Here is a 17,785-nt window from a genome sequence, read left to right on the forward strand (position 1 = left end):
AACTGCTGTCCGTCTATGTTGGCGACCGTCCCAAGCACCGCCTCTCGTTGGCGCCCCGTCCGGTGAGCAGCCCTCTAGATAGGCCTCTCGATTCAGGCAAGCGTTTTTTGCAGTTTTGTTTCGCTTTCTCGTCGACCCCGCAGAAATCCTAGCTTTACCCGGTGGTAAAAAGTTCTGCCGCATAGGCCCTCTGACATGACGATCACTGCCCAGAATCCGAATCCGGCCTGCGAAGCGCCGAATGCGCCCCCTGAATCGCTTAGGAATCAGGTGCGTAGTGCCGTTCTGTGGCGTTCGGGCTCCCAGATTCTCGGTCAGCTGATCACCTGGGGCTCCACTTTCCTCGTCATCCGGATTCTCTCCCCTTCGGATTACGGCCTCTATGCGATGACCTCGGTAGTCCTGGTGCTGCTCAGCCTGATGAACGGCTATGGCCTGGCGAACGCCCTGATCCAGAAGCGCGACGCCACACCCCATATGTTGCGCCAGCTCTTCGGCATGCTGATCGTATTGAACGTGGCCCTTGCGCTGATCCAGATCGCGGCCGCGCCCCTGGTCGCTTCCTATTACGGGCAGCCTGCCGTCGCGAACCTGCTGCGCGTGCAGGCGCTGATCTATCTGACCAATCCGTTCCTCGCCCTGGGCTACGCAGTCCTCTCCCGCGAGATGGATTTCCGCAAGCAAGCCCAGGTCAATCTCGTTTCCGGCCTCCTCTCCGCCTTCGCCGCCCTCGCAGGAGCGCTCGCGGGCCTGGGAGTGTGGACGCTGGTGCTCGCCCCGCTGACAGGCTTTGCGACCCGCGCGTTGGGCATGGCCATCGCCGCGCGTATCTTCATCCGTCCGAGTTTCCACTTCCGCGGCGCATGGAGCCTTGCCCAATATGGAGGGATCGTGGCGGTGGGGCAGTTCTTCTGGTTCATCCAGACGCAGGCAGACATCGTAATTGCCGGACGCGCCTTCGATCCGCACATGCTGGGCATCTACACGACCAGCCTGTTCCTGACCCAGATGTTCGTCACCAAATTCGTGCCGCCCATCAACGAGGTTGCCTTCAGCGCCTACGCAAGGGTGCAGGACGATCCGCAGGCCATGGCCCTCGGTTTTCTCAAAGCCGTGCGGATACTGATGCTGATCGGCATGCCCTTCTGCCTGGGCCTTGCCGCCAGCGCCGATCCGCTGGTGCATGTCGTACTGGGCGAGAAGTGGCTGGAAACCGCACCGGTGATTGCCCTGCTGGGTTTCGCCATGCCCTTCATGACCATTCAAGTGCTGTTCGGGCCCGCGACCAACGCGGCAGGCAGGCCGGGCATATATACGCGCACTTCCATTCTCGGCGCGGTGCTGCTTCCGCTAGCGTTCCTGATCGGGGTGCATTGGGGCGTAACGGGAATCGCCTGGGCGTGGGTAGCAGCCTATCCGGTGCTGGTCGCCATTTCCGCTGCCTGGGTGCTGCCGGTGCTGCGAGTGAGCCTGCCCGACTTCCTGCGCGCGCTCGCCCCGCCGGTGCTGGCGGGCATCGCCATGTTCCTTGGCGTGAAACTGCTCGATGCGGTTCTGCCCGCCCTGTTCTCTCCGACCATGCCCGCAATCGCCCGCCTTGCCGCGCTGGTGGCGGCCGGGGGCATCGTTTATGGCGGATGGCTGCTCGTGTTCGCACGCGAGAGGCTAGGTGAGTTGCTGGCTCTGGTCCGGAGGAAAAATTAAGAGCCGCGCCTCACCACGTCGAGGCCCTAGTCGGTAAGCTCTTTGACGCGTTCTTCGCCGAGTCGATCTGAAAGCAGCTGCTTGCCGCACCACTTGGCGACCTCTCTGAAGCCGAGCATATTTACGGTAAGCCCCTTCGTCCGGCGCTCGCCATCCTCATCTTCATAGGAATACGCCACCTTGAACTCCGCAGCCTGCATTAGTGCCGGCGTGAGGTATTCAAACGGCAGCCATTCATCTTCCCTAGAGGAACGGAAGGCGAAAAGCGGGGCATCGACAGTCATTACAATATTCCCCGGTTCAGGTGGACGAGCCAGACGCCAAGGCAACCGGACGACCTGATATCCCCTTTCCCCCACAGTCACCTTGTCGATCGTCGCATTCGAAAAGTGCTGATTATGCAAAACTTCGAATTCCCAGCGTGCTTCCATCATAGGCGTTTCGGGCGGGCGGATCTGGACGTAGCGGACCGAAACGCCGGATATTTCGCAGACGTATCTCGGCCCGAACGTATAAGTGTCGCCCTGGTAATATGCCTTCCCCGTCCAGGAGCCTGAGCGAAACTCGCCAAGCGACAAATCGCCGTCGAGACCTGCCGCAACGACCTCATTCGTGGGGAAGAACGTCAGCGCGGCGATTATCGCTGCATTACGCCAAATTCCATCGCTTCGATTTCTTCCAGCCATTGTCTATCCCTTCAGTCCCGCGATTGCCCTGCGGGTCGCATCGGCATAGGCCCCGCGATGGAAGCGATAGGTGCCGATGAAATGGGCGAAGCGCGTATCGGCCGGCAGCGGCTCGTTCCAGAAGTTGAGGTAACGCCCGTAGGGAAGCAGCACCGGCTCCCCTTCATTGGCGACGATCACGTTGGACATGACCTGTTCGCTGCCCCAGCGCTTCCAGCTTTCATGGCCGAGGATCGCTTCGGCCTCCCGGCTGAAATCCTCCGCCACCTTGCGCTCCAGCCCGCCCGGAGCGAAGCCGACAAAGCCCGCACAGCCGCGCACATAATGGGCAGGCTGAGGCAGGCCGGCATGGATGCGCGGAAGGATCTCTTCCGTCGCGCCCTGCACATGGGTGGTGGGAGCCAAGGGATCGAGGCCGGGAGTGGTCTTGACGAAATCCTCCACCGGCAGCCACCGCGCGCTGTCTTCACCCTTCAGCGTGAAGTTGCGCCCCTGCTCGATCGCAGCGGCGACTTCTGGCACCGGGCCGAGAGTGACTGTGTCGGAATCGACCTGGATAACATAAGCAAGTTTGCGCAAATCGAGCAGTAGCAGCAAACGTTCCCATACGCAGCCGCGCGGACAGGGGCCGACATCGACCTGCGCTATGGGATGGATTTCCGGATCGCCGAGATGGTGGGCGAGAATCGCCTTGTCCCCGTCGGTCAGCGTTCCATCGTCGAGAATCACGACCCGTCCGCGCTGCAGATGCTGGTGGAGCGACTTGATCGCCACCAGATAGGGCAGCAGCACCTTGGTGCCGATCATCGAGAACAGGATCACCCCGTCATCGGCGGGGACAAGCGGCGGCGTATCCAGCACCGCGCGCGACTGGTGCAGGTGGAGCCATTCCCGCGCCTTGCGGAGGAGCTTGTCGCGCAACTCGATCATTCCGTTCGCCGCTAGCACAACATCCGGGGCTTACGAAACAGCCGCGCGCGCCATGCGCGCCAGAGCCATGCGATCGAACCACCACCACATCGGATCGCGCCGAGGGGCAAGCCCAGGCAACCAGCGCGGATAGAGCGCGGCAAGGCGCCGGGGCAGGCCCGCAGGGCCGTCCTTGCGCATGATCGCGCTGATGATCCGGTTCTGGAAATGGCGCACGGAATAGCTCACCATCCTCCTATATTGCAGCGCGAGGGTCGCGGGCTGGAGCAGGCTGGCCGGCTCGCACAGGAAGCCCGCTGCCAGACAAGGAACGACGCGCTCGTCCCGCCAGTCATCCTCATTGCCCAGATCGGTCTTGGCCATGGCACAGATCAGGCCATCGTCGCCGACCAGATCGTCCGGCAGGCGGATAGCCTTTGCGCGCATGCGTTCGACGAAGCTGCCGGAAAGCGCATAGAGATCGCCGAACAGGCCATGCCCGGCGATCATCTGCTGGCGATAGGCCTCGGCCCGGCGGCCATTGCACGGCATGCCGGCGGCGGCATTGGCATCGGGATTTGCGGCAAGCGTGGCCGCGAGTGCTTCCACCGATCCGGGAAGCACCTGGGCATCGCCATCGACGAAGACGAAGCACTGGCCCGCCAGGCCCGGCGTATCGAGCACGAAGCGGTTCCAGCTGCGCGACTTGCCGCCTTCCGCATAATCGTGGACGGTCACGCCCGCGAAGCCGCGCGCGATGTCCGCTGTCCGGTCATGCGAGCCGTTCACGATGGCATGAACCGAAATCCGGGGATCGCCCAGCGGCAGGCTGCCGAGACAGCGCGCAATCCGGCGCTCCTCATTATGCGCCAATACCGCGACGATGACAGGCGGGCGTTCCATGCCGTCGCCTTAGCCTCGAACGATGAATATTGGCTTGCCGCACCGATTCGCGCGGCGCGGCGAAGCGTGATAGAATTGCGCTCGCAGCGGGGCCGCAACGAGTCCCGCGATTTGGGAGTGCAGGCAATGCGCTGGTTCACAGCTGCATCGGCCGCATTGGTCGCGGCCATGACCACCACCCTTTCGGCGCAGGATGTCCAATCCGGCGATGCCGCACCGCTGGAAAAACCGCCCGGCGACCTTGAAGTCTTCAAGACCTCCGCCGAGGCGAACAACCGGCTGACCGTGCCGGTAACCGTCGAGGGACAAGGGCCCTACCGCTTCATGATCGATACCGGCGCGCAGGCGACGATCCTCTCGCGCGAACTGGCCGACCGGCTTGGCGTGGCCGACCGCAAGAGCGCCACTCTGGTGGGCATTTCCAGCCGCGCGCCGATCGAGGTCGCGCCGGTGATGGAACTGGGGCTCGGCAAGCGCCTCTTCTATATCGAGACCGTGCCGCTGGTGGCTCAAGACAATATCGGCAGCGCCGATGGCATCCTGGGGCTCGATTCCCTGCAGGAACAGCGAGTGATGCTGGACTTCCGCGCGAACACCTTTTCCGTGGCCGATGCGGCGACGCTGGGCGGAGACAAGGGCTATGACATCATCGTGCGCGCGCGCCGGGTGCTGGGCCAGCTCGTCATCACCGATGCGGAACTGGACGGCGTGAAAGTCGCCGTCATCGTCGGCACCGGGGCACAGGGCAGCGTGGGCAATCTGGCCCTGCAGGAAAAATTGCGCGGTCGCGAGTTGGGCGAGGCGCACATGACCGACATCAACGGGGCGATGGAGACGAGCAATGTCCGGCTCGCCAAATCCGTCACCATTGGCCGGGTGAAGGTCAGCAATCTGCCGGTCGCCTTTGTCGATTCCCCCACTTTCGAGGCATTGGGGCTGGATGACAGGCCGGCCATGGTGCTGGGCATGAGCGAGCTCAAGCTGTTCAAGCGGGTGGCGATCGACTTCAAGCAGCGCAAGGTATTGTTCGACCTGCCGCCGGGCGCTGGCTGGTTCAATTCCCCTGCCGGAGGAATGGGCAGCAACTGACAGCAGCAACTGAGCCTTCCGGCATGACCGCCTTTCGCGCCCGATAGGAAAAGCCTGTCGGCCAGCCATTGCCCTTTGCGGGGTTAAGGCCCACTTGCTGGCCCATGCCACCGCACGCACAATCGACAAATCTCAAAGGCAAGCATGCCGACTGGCGCACGGTGCGCCGCTTCCTGCCCTATCTCTGGACGCGCGAGCGGGCCGGGGTCCGCTGGCGCCTGGCGGGCGCGGTGGTGCTGATCCTTCTTTCGAAGGTCACAGTGCTGTCCATGCCCTATTTCCTGCGCGGGGCCGTGAACACCATGGCCACCCCCGCGACCGAGGCGATGTGGGCGGCGCTCTCGCTGGTGCTGGCCTATACGGCGGCGCGCTTCACCACCACGGCCTTCGACAATATCCGCAACATCGTATTCGAGCGGATCGGGCAGAGCGCGGTGCAGCATCTGGCGGAGGACGTGTTCCGCCGGTTGCACCAGCTCTCCTTGCGCTTCCATCTTGCCCGCCGCACCGGCGAGGTCACCAAGATCATCGAGCGCGGCACGAAGAGCATCAACACGATGCTCTATTTCCTGCTGTTCAACATTGCCCCCACCTTCATCGAACTGATCGCGATCGGGGTGATCTTCTACCTCAATTTCGGCATCGCGCTGGTGATCGCCACTTTCGTGGCGGTGGTCGCCTATATCTTCGTGACCACCACGATCACCGAATGGCGCGCCACGCTGCGCGCGCGGATGAACGAGCTGGACGGGCAAGCGCTGGCCCGCGCGGTGGATTCGCTGCTGAATTACGAGACGGTGAAATATTTCGGCGCCGAGCAGCGCGAGCAGCAGCGCTATTCCCACGCGGCCGAAAGCTACATGCAGGCCGCGACCAAGAGCGAGAACTCGCTCGCCCTGCTCAACATCGCGCAGGCCTTCATCACCAACCTGCTGATGGCTGGCGCCATGGCCTACACTGTCTGGGGCTGGAGCAAGGGCCATCTCAGCGTGGGCGATCTGGTGTTCGTGAACACCTATCTGATCCAGCTGTTCCGGCCGCTGGACTTCCTCGGCATGGTCTATCGCACGATCCGCCAGGGCCTGATCGACATGGCCTCCATGTTCGACCTGATCGACACGCATGTGGAAGTGAGCGACGCACCCGGTGCACCGGCGCTGCTCTCAGGCAATCCCACCGTCACTTTCGACAATGTGGTGTTCGGCTATGACAAGGAACGCACGATCCTGCATGGGCTCAGCCTGGAAGTTCCTGCGGGCAAGCAGGTCGCCATCGTGGGCCCGTCAGGCGCGGGCAAGTCCACCATCGGCCGCCTACTGTTCCGCTTCTACGATCCCTGGGAAGGGCGCATCCTGATCGGCGGGCAGGATATCCGCTCCGTCACGCAGGAATCCCTGCGCGCCGCCATCGGCATCGTCCCGCAAGACAGCGTGCTGTTCAACGACACGATCGGCTACAACATCGCCTATGGCCGCGACGGCGCGCATATGGACGATGTGATCGCCGCCGCGCGGGGCGCCGCGATCCTGCCCTTCGTCGAGAACCTGCCTGACGGGTTCGAAACCCAGGTGGGCGAACGCGGGCTGAAGCTGTCCGGCGGCGAAAAGCAGCGCGTCGCCATTGCCCGCACGCTGGTGAAGAATCCGCCGATCCTGCTGCTCGACGAAGCGACCAGCGCGCTCGATACCCGCACGGAGCAGGAGATCCTGTCCACCCTGCGCCGGATCGCGCGGGATCGCACCACTATCTCCATCGCGCACAGACTTTCCACGATTGCGGACAGCGACTTGATCTATGTCATGCAAGATGGACGGCTGGCGGAGCAAGGTACACATCTCGAACTCTTGCGACTCGACGGCCTCTACGCCGAAATGTGGGCTCGCCAGCTTATCGAGAGTGACGAACTGGATACCGCCGCACAATGACGGCGCGGGAGAAGACGATGCGGAAATATGCGATGTTGGCGGTGCCGGCCGTGCTGGCCGGTTCCATGCTGGCCTGGGGCGTGGCGCAGGCGAATGAAGACGATGTGCTCTATGTGCGCGGCGCCATGCAGCAGGAAGTGAATGCCGCCACCAACGCGCTGTGGGACATCGGCAATAATGCGATGAGCGACACGGGCGGGCTCGACCCGGCCCAGATGGACGACGCCAAGTGGGCCAGGCTGGCCGATGCAGCTGCCGCGCTCAAGCTGGAGGCCGAGAAGATGGCCGCCGCCGGCACGATCAAGGCCGCCGCTCCGGGGCAGGAAAAGGTGGAGGAACCCGGCGCCTATTCGATGGAAGACGTCCAGTCCTATATCGATGCCGATCCGCAGAGCTTCCGCGATCTCGCCACCGGCCTTGCCAAACACGCCCAGTCGATTTCCGACGCCGCCAAGTCCCGCGATGCCGACGCCGCCGGCCTGCTGGTGGGCGAACTCGATCAGGTCTGCGAAGCCTGCCACGCCAAATACTGGTATCCGCAGGGCTGAGAACGGACCTTGTTCCTGCCCTCTCTGCGACGTCTTTTATGAGAGGTTGGGAGAGGGCGCGTTACCCTTCGATATTCTTCCCTCGCACTGCGTAGCGCGCTAATTAGCACGCTCCCAGAGAGGAGCCTCCAATGACATCGCATCGCATGATTCTCGCCCTCGCAACGGCGGCACTGACGCTTGCCGGCTGCAGCAAGGAACCCGCCGCCGACAATGTCCCCATGACCGTGCATGAAGCCATGACCAAGCATGTCGACGTGATCGCCGACGAGGTCTGGGCAATCGGCAATGCGGCGATGGCGAACGATGCGGTGATCGATCCCAAGCTGATGGACGACGCCAAATGGGCGAAGCTGGCCGATGCCGCCACTCGTCTTCAGGCAGCCGCGGTCGATCTTGGTGCGCTCAAGAAGCTGGTGGTCAACCGGCCGGGCGTGACCATCTCCGACGAGAATGTGGAAGGCGGCACGACTTCCCAGCAGGTCCAGAAGAATATCGACGCCGATCCCGACGGGTTCCGCGGCATGGCCGGCGCCCTTGCCAGCCACATGGGCGACATCGCCGCCGCGGCCAAGGCGCGCGATGCGCAGCGGGCCGGTGAGCTGGTCGGCGAGATCGACGGCGTGTGCGAGAACTGCCACCTGGAATTCTGGTATCCGCAGCAGAAGGATCTGGTGAAGCAGTTGATGGCCGAAGGGCAAACGCCCACGCCCGCAGCGAAGTAATTGTTTGGCCCTGAACCCGCTCGCCCCTTAAAGGCAGGGGCGAGCGGGCAGGTCTTCGGTTACAGGATATATTTGCTCAGGTCGCTATTGCCTGCGAGCGTGGCGAGCTTGTCCTGCACATAGGCAGCATCGATCGTCACGGTCTCCCCACGGCGATCCTCCGCCTCGAAGCTCAGTTCCTCGATCAGCTTTTCCATCACGGTCTGCAGACGGCGGGCGCCGATATTCTCGACGCTTTCGTTCACCTGCGCGGCGATCTTCGCCACTTCGCGCACGGCATCTTGCGTGAAGTCCAGCGTCACCTCTTCCGTGCCGATAAGCGCCTTGTACTGCTCGACCAGATTGGCCCGCGTCTCCGAAAGGATGCGCACGAAATCTGCCTCGGTCAGGCTGCGCAATTCGACACGGATCGGCAGGCGGCCCTGCAATTCGGGCAGCATGTCCGAAGGCTTGGCCAGATGGAACGCGCCCGAGGCGATGAACAGCACATGGTCCGTCTTCATCGGGCCGTATTTGGTGGCAACCGTGGTGCCTTCGATCAGGGGCAGCAGATCGCGCTGCACGCCTTCACGGCTCACCGAGCCGCCGCGCACATCCGACACGGCGATCTTGTCGATCTCGTCGAGGAACACGATCCCGTTGGTTTCGGCATCGGCCAGCGCGACCCGGGCGACATCGTCCTGGTCCATGCGCTTCTCGGCTTCCTCGTCCACCAGCTTGTCCCACGCATCGGGGACCTTGAGCTTGCGGCGCTTGAGGTTCTGCCGGCCGAACGCCTTGCTCATCATCTGGGAGAGGTCGATCATGCCGACATTGCCGCCCATGCCGGGCAGGTCCATCGGCATGGAGGGGGCATCCTCCACCTCGATTTCGACTTCCACGTCGTTCATCGCGTTCTGGATGATGCGCTGGCGGAAACTCTCGCGGGTGGCTTCGGAAGCGTTCTCGCCCACCAGCGCCTTCAGCAGGCGGTCCATCGCGGCCTTGCTGGCGGCTTCGCGCACAGCCTCGCGGCGGCGGTCCTTCTCCAGCCGCACGGCTTCCTCCGCAAGGTCGCGGGCGATCTGCTCCACGTCGCGGCCGACATAGCCGACTTCGGTGAACTTGGTCGCCTCCACCTTCACGAAAGGCGCATCGGCCAGCTTGGCCAGGCGGCGGCTGATCTCGGTCTTGCCGCAGCCCGTGGGGCCGATCATCAGGATGTTCTTGGGCGTCACTTCGTCGCGCAGTTCCGCGCCCAGCCGCTGGCGGCGCCAGCGATTGCGCAGGGCCACCGCGACAGCGCGCTTGGCCTCGGCCTGGCCGATGATGTGTTCGTCCAATGCGGCGACGATCGCCTTGGGGGTCAGTGTGTCGGTCATGATGGGGTTCAGATGGTCTCGACCGTCACGCGGTCATTGGTGAAGACGCAGATGTCGGCAGCCACGGCCATGGCGCGGCGGGCAATCACTTCGGCATCCTGTTCATAGGCATCGATCGCGCGGGCAGCGGCAAGGGCATAGTTCCCGCCCGAGCCGATGGCGGCGATCTGCGATTCGGGTCCGCCCTCGGGCTCCAACACGTCGCCATTGCCGGTCAGCACCAGCAAGGTCTCCTTGTCGGCCACGATCATGAGCGCTTCGAGGTTGCGCAAATATTTGTCGGTCCGCCAATCCTTGGCGAGTTCCACTGCGGCGCGCAGCAGCTGGCCGCTATATTGCTCCAGCTTCTTTTCCAGCCGCTCGAACAGAGTGAAGGCATCGGCCGTCGCACCGGCAAAGCCGGCGATCACATTCCCGCCCGCCCCGATGCGGCGCACCTTGCGCGCATTGGGCTTCATCACGGTATTGCCCATGGAAACCTGCCCATCGCCGGCGATGACGGTCTTGCCGTCCTTCTTCACGCCGATGATGGTAGTGCCGTGCCACTGGACTGTGCCGTGGCGATTGTCGGGTTCGCTCATGCGGCGAATATGGGCGTTAGGCCCGCCGCGTTCAAGCTGGCCGAAAAGGTTGTGGATCAGCTGCCGTTGGGGCCGGGGCCGGTGGGTGCATTGGAACCGAAGCTGCCGACCTGGCCGATATTGCCGAACAGATCTTCCAGGAAGCCGCGTTCCCTGCCCAGAACCGGCGTCTTGTCGCCCTCGGGATTGATATAGGCGACCTTCTCCATCCCCCAGCGCTGCGAGGAAGCCACATTGCCGTTGGCGTCGAAAGTCACGGCCAGCACGGAATGCTGGCGGATACGCGGCTTGCGGAAGGGCTTCTGCGCGGTGGTGCTGGAAACGTAGTACCACACCGGATCGCCGAACTCGCTGGTGAAGGTCGGGCGGCCAAGAGTGCCTTCAACCGATTCCTTATTGTCGATGCCCGGCTGGACCGCCTGGACGAGCGACTCATCGATCATGTAGCCGCGATGATCGGAGATCGAGCTGCACCCGGCAGACAAGGCCGCGAGCGCCACTACCGCACCGATCCGAACCCTGGCCATCATCTGTTTCGTCTCCGAACCTCGCCGGCACCGCACCGGCAGTCCCGCAATCAATTGCCTTGCGCATTTCCACGCAGTATCGGCGCGAGCCTTAAGGACAAGCGCCCCCTCGCGCAATGGCGCATGGGGCCCGAGCCATCGGCCGCGCGGATTTAATCGCGGCTGAACGAGAAGGACCATACCGCCGTGACGCTGCTTTCCCGCCTCTTCGCCCGCCGGCAAGACCCTCGCCAAGGCGTGCAGGCCCTCTGGCACCGCGTGGTGGAACTGGCCCGCGGCAAGGAATGGTATGCCCAGCGCGGCGTGGCCGACACGGTGGAAGGCCGCTTCGACATGATCAGCGCCGTGCTGGCCATGGTGCTGCTGCGGTTGGAGCGCGACGAGAACATGGCGCACCCCTGCGTCTATCTGACCGAACTGTTCGTGGACGATATGGAAGGCCAATTGCGCGAAAGCGGCGTGGGCGATGTCGTGGTGGGCAAGCATATGGGCAAGCTGATGGCCGCCTTGGGCGGAAGGCTGGGCGCCTATCGCGATGCGCTGGCCCAGACCGGCGAGGCGGCGATGGAAGAGGCAGTAAGCCGCAATCTCACCCTTTCCGAAGGTGCCTCGCCCGCCGCCGCCGCTGCCGGGCTGCGCGGGCTTTATGACCGGCTGTGTGCTATTCCCGTAGAACGCATTCTGGCAGCGGAGATCTGACCATGGCCGACACTCCGGAATTCTCCTGCATGATCGACATCCGCGCAGTGGATGCACGGGTCCGGCATCTGGAGGCAGACGAGGCCGAGCGCGCGGCGCTTGCCGAACGGTTCGGGCTGGTCTCGATCGGGAAACTTACGGCCGACGTCGATCTGGTGAAGGACGGACAGGCCGTCGATGCCACCTGCACGCTCGTGGCGGATATCGTCCAGAGTTGCGCGGTCACAGGCGAGGATCTGCCGGTAGCGATTCGCGAGAAGCTGACCTTCCGCTTCGTGCCCGATACCGGGGAAACGCATGCCCCCGACGAGGAAGTGGAGCTGGAGGCCGAGGAACTGGACGAAATCGCCTATGAGGGCACGTCCTTCGACCTGGGCGAAGCCGTGGCGCAGAGCCTTGCCCTGTCCATCGATCCCTATGCCACCGGGCCCAATGCCGATGCGGTAAGGAAGGAAGCCGGGCTTCTCGATGAAGCGGCCAGCGGGCCTTTTGCCACGCTGGCCGCCCTCAAGGGTAAGGATTGAGCCTTATTCTCCCTCGCGGAAGGGGTTGAGGAACAGGCTTTCTACCGGAACGTCGAAGAAGGCCGCCAGCCGATAGGCCATCGGCAGGGACGGATCGTATTTGTCCGCCTCCACCGCATTGATCGTCTGGCGGGAAACCTCGACTGCCTCGGCGAGATCGGCCTGGCTCAGGCCGCGCGCCTTGCGCAGTTCCCGCAATGTGTTCTTCACTCCTGCGGCCCCCGCCCGCGCAGCCACCAGATGAGGAAGGCCAGCAGGAACCCGCCGACCTGCCCGATGATCAGATACATCGCGCCCTTGGTAAGCGGACTGTCCACGCCAGTGCTCGCGATCAGCGCCATCAGCGCGACGGCAAGGCCGATGGTTCCGCCCCAATACCAGGTCAGCAGATGGCCGTTCTTCTGCAGATCGTCCAGGCGCCGCCACCAGGGAATACTGCCGGCAAATGCTGCAAGGCAGATCACCAGCAGCAGCGGAAAGACGATCCAGAAATGTTCGCCCGGCTGACCGGCGCGGGCTACCCGCCCCGCCAGAATGCCTGCCGCGATGGCCGCGGAAAGGGCCACGATCGTGGCCATGCGAATTTTGCTGCGATAACTTGCTTGCGCCATTGAACACTCCCCTCAATGTCAAAAGATTTGGACATCGAGGGGAAAATGTCAATAGTTTTTTACATTGCGTGCACTCAGAACGGAATGTCGTCGTCCAGATCGTCGCCGAAGCTGCTGCCGCCGCCGGCGGGCGCACCGCCGCCCCAGCCGCCAGAGGAGGAGCCCCCCGAGGACGAACCCCCACTGCTGCCGCCATAGGAGCCGCCGCCGCCCGAGCCGCCTTCGTTCCAGCCGCCGCGCTGGCCACCGCCGCCGCCTGCACCGCCTTGCGGCCCGTCGAGCATGGTCATCACCGCGCCGGGACCCTGCAGCACAACTTCGGTGGTGTAGCGATCGTTACCCGACTGGTCCTGCCATTTGCGGGTGCGCAGCTGGCCTTCGATATAAACCTTGCTGCCCTTGCGCAGAAACCGCTCGGCCACGCCGGCGAGACCTTCGGAGAAGATCGCCACGCTGTGCCATTCGGTACGTTCCTGCTTCTGGCCGGTATTGCGGTCCTTCCAGCTTTCCGAAGTGGCGATGCGCAGGTTGCACACCTTCCCGCCATTCTGGAAACTGCGGACTTCCGGGTCCGCACCCAGATTGCCGACCAGGATGACCTTGTTGACGCTGCCTGCCATGAACTTCCTCTTTTCGGGCTACGGGCCGGGCGCTTGCGCGCGCCGAAACATGATTCCCGCAAGGATGTAAGCTCCGGCCAGCCCCAAGCCAACCTCGCAACCGCGATTTTGCACGGCTGAGGCTAGAGCCCCAGCGCAGTAGCCGTCCAGAATGTGAGCCCCGCGAAGATGTAGGCCAGGCCGAAGAGATAGGCGAGCATGAAGGCCGGCCATTTCCAGCCGTTGGTTTCCCTGCGGGCCACGGCGATGGTGGAAAGGCACTGCGGCGCGAAGACGAACCAGGCGAGGAAGGCCAGCGCCATCGGCAGGGTCCAGCGCGAACCGAGCCGGTCCTCAAGCGCGGAGGCGGCCGCATCCTCGTCCGAAGCGTCGATCGCATAGGTCGTCGCCAGAGAGGAAACCGCCACTTCGCGTGCAGCCATGGCGGGAATAAGCGCCAGGGCCATTTCGTGATTGAAGCCAATCGGCTTCACCACCACTTCCACCCCGCTGGCAAGCTTGCCGGCGATGGAAGCATTGAGCTGACTTTCGCCCGGCCCGGCCTTGGGGAAGCTGAGCAGCACCCACAGCACCACGGTAACGGTGAAGATGATTGTGCCCGCACGGCGCAGGAACACCCAGGCACGCTGCCACAAGCCGATCAGCAGGTCGGAAAGGCGCGGCATCTGATATTTGGGAAGCTCCATGATGAAGCCGGAAGCCGCACCCTTGGTCACCGAACGGCGCAGCACCAGCGCCGCCGCCATCGCCCCGACGATCCCAGCGACATAGAGGCCGAACAGCACCAGCCCCTGCAACCCGATGCCCGGGCCGACTGTGGTGGCCGGAATAAAGGCGCCGATAATCACGGCATAGACCGGCAGGCGCGCCGAACAGGTCATCAGCGGGGCGATCAGGATGGTGGTCAGCCGGTCCTTGGGATCGGAAATGCTGCGCGTGGCCATGATGCCGGGAATGGCGCAGGCAAAGCTGGACAGCAGCGGAATGAAGCTGCGGCCGGACAGGCCGACCGAGGCCATCAGCCGGTCCATGATGAAGGCCGCGCGGGCCATATATCCGGTCGCCTCCATCACCAGGATGAAGAAGAACAGAATCACGATCTGCGGCAGGAACACGACCACGGAACCGACGCCCGCGAGCACGCCCTGCACCAGCAGATCCTGCAGGAAACCGGCGGGAATGATCTGCGTAGCCAGTTCGGAAAGCCAGGCCACCACGCCTTCCAGCGCATCGGCAAAGGGCGTGGCCCAGGCGAACACCGCCTGGAAAATCACGAAGAGCAGCGCAAACAGGATCGGCGGGCCGAGCCAGGGATGCAGCAGCACCTTGTCCATGCGGGCATGGAGACGGTGCTTGCGGGTTTCGGAAATGATCGCGCCCTTGGCGATATTATTCGCCGTCAACCGCCGTTCGGGCTGGGTTATGTGCGGGCGCGGATGGTCCTTGGGATCGCGCTCCGCCTTCACTTCGGCAGAGGCGATGGCCTCGGTCAGTTCGGGCAGGCCGCGGCGACGCACTGCCACGGTGGGAATCACCGGCACGCCCAGCGCCTGTTCCAACGCGGCGGGATCGATCACCAGCCCGTCACGCTCGGCAAGGTCGACCATGTTGAGCGCCACAACGGTGGGGCGGCCCAGTTCGAGCACTTCCTGCGCGAAGACCAGATGCTGTTCGATATTGGAGGCATCGAGCACAACGATCAGCACATCGGGCTGCGCTTCGCCGGGGAATTCGCCGAAAATGACCTTGCGGGTCACTTCCTCGTCCGGGCTGGTGGCATCGAAGCCATAGCTGCCGGGCAGATCGATCAGTTCCACCGGCTCGCCCGAGGGGAGGATCAGGCGCCCGGCCTTCCGTTCCACCGTGACGCCGGGATAATTGGCGATCTTCTGGCGCGCGCCGGTCAGCGCATTGAACAGCGCGCTTTTGCCCGCATTGGGGTTGCCCACCAGGGCCGCTGTGCGCCTGCCGCTCATCGTGCGGTCTCCGCCAGTTCCTCGACTTCCATGGCGCGGGCGTGGCTGCGGCGCAGCGCGACAGTCATCCGGCCGACGGCAAGGGCAATCGGGTCCTTCCCGGCAAACACGCCGCGATGGGCGATCTCCACTTCGGCGCCCTTGTCGATCCCCAGCGCGCGGAGGCGAGTCGCCTCTTCGGGGGCAAGAATCCCCCAATCGACTGCGGTAATGCGCGCGCGGCGGCCGGTCGGCAAGGCATCGAGGTTCATGCCTGCCCGCTGCCAGAGTTGGACGCTAATTGCAACTGGTTCGCAATTAGAAATGTGACGATTTGCTTGCCTCGCCAGAGGCTGACGGCGGCCTCGAAACGCTGATCGGAGCGCCGGCCCCGGTCTGAATCTTCACGACGGACAATTCATCGAACAGGAAACTGGTCACAACGCTCTTCCACGGAAGCCCTGCATCGTCCGGACAGTTCCACTGAACGGTCACCCAACCCAAATTGGAGGAGCGCGGTTTGGCTGCCCTGCAACTGTCGAAATTCGAAAGACTGTCCATCGAAAATGGCGCTGTGCTTTCGGGCCGCTTCTTCCAGCGATCGCCCTCGACAATATAGGGTTTGCCGATCACCTCTTCGCGTTCCAGCGCCACGCTATCGCGGAGTTTCGCCGCAGCCAACAGGCGCACCACCTTGTCCTGCCGTCCGGCGGAGAACTTGCGCTCTCGCTCTGCCCGCTTGGAAGCCTCGATTGCCGCCGGAATGGCCGCCTCTTCGTCCACAATCACGAGGCGCCCCTCGCGAAAATTCCCGCTCACCCGCATGCCAACGCATTTTGCCTTGTCAGGCTCGTCCGCCAGCTTCGACATCACCCAAACGATCCGGCCCTCCGTGGCGACCAGCGCCCCCGGCTCAAGGCCGCATGTCTGTTCGGCATCCGCAACGAACGATTCGTCACCGGAAGGCTCAGCGTTGACGGAGGGTGCGAGAAAGACCGTCGGCAGAAGAACCGCCAACACGGCAGTGGAGCGAAGCGGTTTCATTTCCGCCCCCGCCAATATCACCGCGCCGGGTAACGCAGCCGTCCGAGGAAGCGGGTCATCGAAAAGTGCTCGCGGTCGCGCAGCAGGTTGGCCTTGGCCTTTTCGAACTTCATGATTCCTTCGATGCGGCGATCGAGGAAGGCGCGGGTTTCGGCCTTGCCTTCGCTCTCGTCGCCCACGAAGACGGCGAGCGTCGCGCCGTAGATCCCTTCGAGGATCGCGCGCTTGGTATAGTGATTATAGTCGGCGGCCGTATCGCCGGCGAGCCGCCACATCAGGTCGGCACTGCGCCAGCCCTGGCGGAGAGCGGCAGGGGCGTTTTGCGGCATGGACTGGATCGCCAGCGCCCGGCGCATGGCCTCTTCCCGGCCGATGGCGGCGGACAGGCGGAACCAGACGAGTTCGCGAATCTTTTCCCGCACTTTCATGCCCGCCAGCTTCTCGGGCGGGAATGCACGGATCATTTGCGCATCGACATGTTCGACCCATGCCGCGATCAGGTCCATCGCGCCGCCGGGGAAGGCGAGCCGGGCAATTGCCGGATCGATGCCGGCACTTTCGGCCGCAGCGTCTACCGCAGCTTCGGTCCAGCCATCGAAGGCCACCGCATCGGCGACCAGCGGGGCGAGCGCCAGACGGATTTCGTCCAGCGTCGGATCCTGCGGCAGCAGCGCCTCAGAATGACGGGCCATAGCGTGACGCCCCTTCCCGTTCGCCCTTGGGCTTCTGGTTCTTCTCGATTTCCTGGACCAGCGAGCTGTTTTCCCCGTCATACATCGCATAGTCGCGCGCGGAACGGCCGGAACTGTCCGCCCGGTCAGGATCGGCGCCGCCTTTCAGCAGCACGCGCATGGTGGGGATGTCGCGCCGGTGAACCGCGGCGATCAGCGGGGTTTCGCCGGTGGCATTGGCTACGTCCACCTTGGCCCCGCGCTTGATCAACTCGCTGACCCCGTCGAGATAACCGAGCTGGCTGGCCAGCACGAGCGGCGTGACGCCCTTCTTGTCGGCGACATTGGGATTGGCGCCCTGCTGGCAGAGGAACTGGATCCAGGTCTTATTACGCTGGGCCACCACGATGTGCAGCGCGGATTCGCCGGTCGTGATGTCCTGCGAATTGACGAGAGTTGTGCTGTGATCCTGCAGCAGCTTCACCGCTTCGTCGCCATTGCCTTCCTTCACTGCCTTGAGGAACTGATAGCCCGGCGAATATTGCGCCTGCGCGGGCGAAGCCAAAGCCAGCGCCGCCGCGATTGCCGGAAGGACCAATGCCGAAATGCGCCCAAGCCGCGCCAATGTGCAATCTCCTGCCTCTTTCGGGCCCGTGCGGTTGAGCCCCCTTATGATGACTCACCCCTTGCGAGAGGCGGGTTA

Annotated in this window: 21 protein-coding genes; 7 read left to right on the plus strand and 14 right to left on the minus strand. The window is 63.7% G+C overall.

Annotated elements, in window-relative coordinates:
- Window positions 1-195 precede the first annotated feature (195 nt).
- Window positions 196-1,704, plus strand: a complete 1,509-nt coding sequence (locus WFP36_RS15485) for a lipopolysaccharide biosynthesis protein (protein WP_336981799.1) — start codon at window positions 196-198, stop codon at window positions 1,702-1,704.
- A gap of 26 nt (window positions 1,705-1,730) precedes the next feature.
- On the opposite strand, the gene WFP36_RS15490 is transcribed toward WFP36_RS15485, so the two are convergent.
- Genes WFP36_RS15490 through WFP36_RS15500 form a run of 3 tightly spaced genes read right to left on the minus strand, consistent with a single transcriptional unit; the run spans window position 1,731 to window position 4,202 of the window.
- Window positions 1,731-2,390, minus strand: coding sequence for a hypothetical protein (locus WFP36_RS15490; RefSeq protein WP_336981801.1), 660 nt, complete (start codon window positions 2,388-2,390; stop codon window positions 1,731-1,733).
- 3 nt (window positions 2,391-2,393) lie between these two features.
- Window positions 2,394-3,320 carry a hypothetical protein gene (locus WFP36_RS15495; protein WP_336981803.1) on the minus strand — a complete coding sequence of 309 codons (927 nt, stop codon included), beginning with the start codon at window positions 3,318-3,320 and terminating at the stop codon, window positions 2,394-2,396.
- A gap of 30 nt (window positions 3,321-3,350) precedes the next feature.
- Window positions 3,351-4,202 carry a glycosyltransferase family 2 protein gene (locus WFP36_RS15500; RefSeq protein WP_336981805.1) on the minus strand — a complete coding sequence of 284 codons (852 nt, stop codon included), beginning with the start codon at window positions 4,200-4,202 and terminating at the stop codon, window positions 3,351-3,353.
- 126 nt (window positions 4,203-4,328) lie between these two features.
- On the opposite strand from WFP36_RS15500, the gene WFP36_RS15505 reads away from it, so the two are divergent.
- From WFP36_RS15505 to WFP36_RS15520, 4 genes are all read left to right on the plus strand, one after another.
- On the plus strand, window positions 4,329-5,291 hold the full coding sequence (locus WFP36_RS15505; protein ID WP_336981807.1) for an aspartyl protease family protein: 963 nt from the start codon (window positions 4,329-4,331) through the stop codon (window positions 5,289-5,291).
- Window positions 5,292-5,395: 104 nt separating this feature from the next.
- The gene (locus WFP36_RS15510) at window positions 5,396-7,216 is read left to right on the plus strand and encodes an ABCB family ABC transporter ATP-binding protein/permease (protein WP_336981809.1); all 1,821 of its coding nucleotides are present in this window, start codon (window positions 5,396-5,398) and stop codon (window positions 7,214-7,216) included.
- Window positions 7,217-7,233: 17 nt separating this feature from the next.
- Window positions 7,234-7,764, plus strand: coding sequence for a hypothetical protein (locus WFP36_RS15515; protein WP_336981811.1), 531 nt, complete (start codon window positions 7,234-7,236; stop codon window positions 7,762-7,764).
- A 131-nt stretch (window positions 7,765-7,895) separates the two neighbouring features.
- Complete coding sequence (locus WFP36_RS15520) at window positions 7,896-8,489, plus strand: hypothetical protein (protein WP_336981813.1); 594 nt, start codon at window positions 7,896-7,898, stop codon at window positions 8,487-8,489.
- A 59-nt stretch (window positions 8,490-8,548) separates the two neighbouring features.
- Here the strand turns inward: WFP36_RS15520 and hslU are convergent, their stop codons facing one another.
- From hslU to WFP36_RS15535, 3 genes are read right to left on the minus strand one after another with little or no spacing between them, the layout of a single operon-like run.
- Window positions 8,549-9,850: an ATP-dependent protease ATPase subunit HslU gene (gene hslU / locus WFP36_RS15525; protein WP_336981815.1), complete on the minus strand. Its 1,302-nt coding sequence runs from the start codon at window positions 9,848-9,850 to the stop codon at window positions 8,549-8,551.
- An 8-nt stretch (window positions 9,851-9,858) separates the two neighbouring features.
- Window positions 9,859-10,431 carry an ATP-dependent protease subunit HslV gene (gene hslV, locus WFP36_RS15530; RefSeq protein WP_336981817.1) on the minus strand — a complete coding sequence of 191 codons (573 nt, stop codon included), beginning with the start codon at window positions 10,429-10,431 and terminating at the stop codon, window positions 9,859-9,861.
- Window positions 10,432-10,487: 56 nt separating this feature from the next.
- Window positions 10,488-10,961: an outer membrane protein assembly factor BamE gene (locus tag WFP36_RS15535; RefSeq protein ID WP_336981819.1), complete on the minus strand. Its 474-nt coding sequence runs from the start codon at window positions 10,959-10,961 to the stop codon at window positions 10,488-10,490.
- 183 nt (window positions 10,962-11,144) lie between these two features.
- Between WFP36_RS15535 and WFP36_RS15540 the strand changes: the two genes are divergently transcribed.
- A complete protein-coding gene (locus WFP36_RS15540) occupies window positions 11,145-11,657 on the plus strand; it encodes a ubiquinol-cytochrome C chaperone family protein (protein ID WP_336981821.1) in 513 nt (170 codons plus the stop codon).
- A gap of 2 nt (window positions 11,658-11,659) precedes the next feature.
- Window positions 11,660-12,181: a YceD family protein gene (locus WFP36_RS15545; protein ID WP_336981823.1), complete on the plus strand. Its 522-nt coding sequence runs from the start codon at window positions 11,660-11,662 to the stop codon at window positions 12,179-12,181.
- Between the two features lie 3 nt (window positions 12,182-12,184).
- Here the strand turns inward: WFP36_RS15545 and WFP36_RS15550 are convergent, their stop codons facing one another.
- From WFP36_RS15550 to WFP36_RS15585, 8 genes are all read right to left on the minus strand, one after another.
- Entirely contained in the window at window positions 12,185-12,391 is a 207-nt protein-coding gene (locus tag WFP36_RS15550) for a helix-turn-helix transcriptional regulator (protein ID WP_336981825.1), read from the minus strand.
- Window positions 12,388-12,792 carry a hypothetical protein gene (locus WFP36_RS15555; RefSeq protein ID WP_336981827.1) on the minus strand — a complete coding sequence of 135 codons (405 nt, stop codon included), beginning with the start codon at window positions 12,790-12,792 and terminating at the stop codon, window positions 12,388-12,390. The genes WFP36_RS15550 and WFP36_RS15555 overlap by 4 nt, the downstream gene beginning before the upstream one ends.
- A gap of 74 nt (window positions 12,793-12,866) precedes the next feature.
- Window positions 12,867-13,412, minus strand: coding sequence for a single-stranded DNA-binding protein (gene ssb, locus WFP36_RS15560; RefSeq protein WP_336981829.1), 546 nt, complete (start codon window positions 13,410-13,412; stop codon window positions 12,867-12,869).
- A gap of 122 nt (window positions 13,413-13,534) precedes the next feature.
- Complete coding sequence (gene feoB / locus WFP36_RS15565; RefSeq protein ID WP_336981831.1) at window positions 13,535-15,388, minus strand: ferrous iron transporter B; 1,854 nt, start codon at window positions 15,386-15,388, stop codon at window positions 13,535-13,537.
- Window positions 15,385-15,639, minus strand: coding sequence for a FeoA family protein (locus tag WFP36_RS15570; RefSeq protein ID WP_336981833.1), 255 nt, complete (start codon window positions 15,637-15,639; stop codon window positions 15,385-15,387). The genes feoB and WFP36_RS15570 overlap by 4 nt, the downstream gene beginning before the upstream one ends.
- Window positions 15,640-15,685: 46 nt before the next feature.
- Window positions 15,686-16,426 carry a hypothetical protein gene (locus WFP36_RS15575; RefSeq protein WP_336981835.1) on the minus strand — a complete coding sequence of 247 codons (741 nt, stop codon included), beginning with the start codon at window positions 16,424-16,426 and terminating at the stop codon, window positions 15,686-15,688.
- 2 nt (window positions 16,427-16,428) lie between these two features.
- Entirely contained in the window at window positions 16,429-17,103 is a 675-nt protein-coding gene (locus WFP36_RS15580; RefSeq protein ID WP_336981837.1) for a COQ9 family protein, read from the minus strand.
- Entirely contained in the window at window positions 17,087-17,707 is a 621-nt protein-coding gene (locus WFP36_RS15585) for an ankyrin repeat domain-containing protein (RefSeq protein WP_336981839.1), read from the minus strand. Before WFP36_RS15585 ends, WFP36_RS15580 begins: the two co-directional genes overlap by 17 nt.
- Window positions 17,708-17,785: the final 78 nt, after the last annotated feature.

Origin of the sequence: Fulverythrobacter fulvus (assembly GCF_037154085.1) — a bacterium.
GTDB classification, from domain to species: Bacteria; Pseudomonadota; Alphaproteobacteria; order Sphingomonadales; family Sphingomonadaceae; genus Andeanibacterium; species Andeanibacterium fulvum.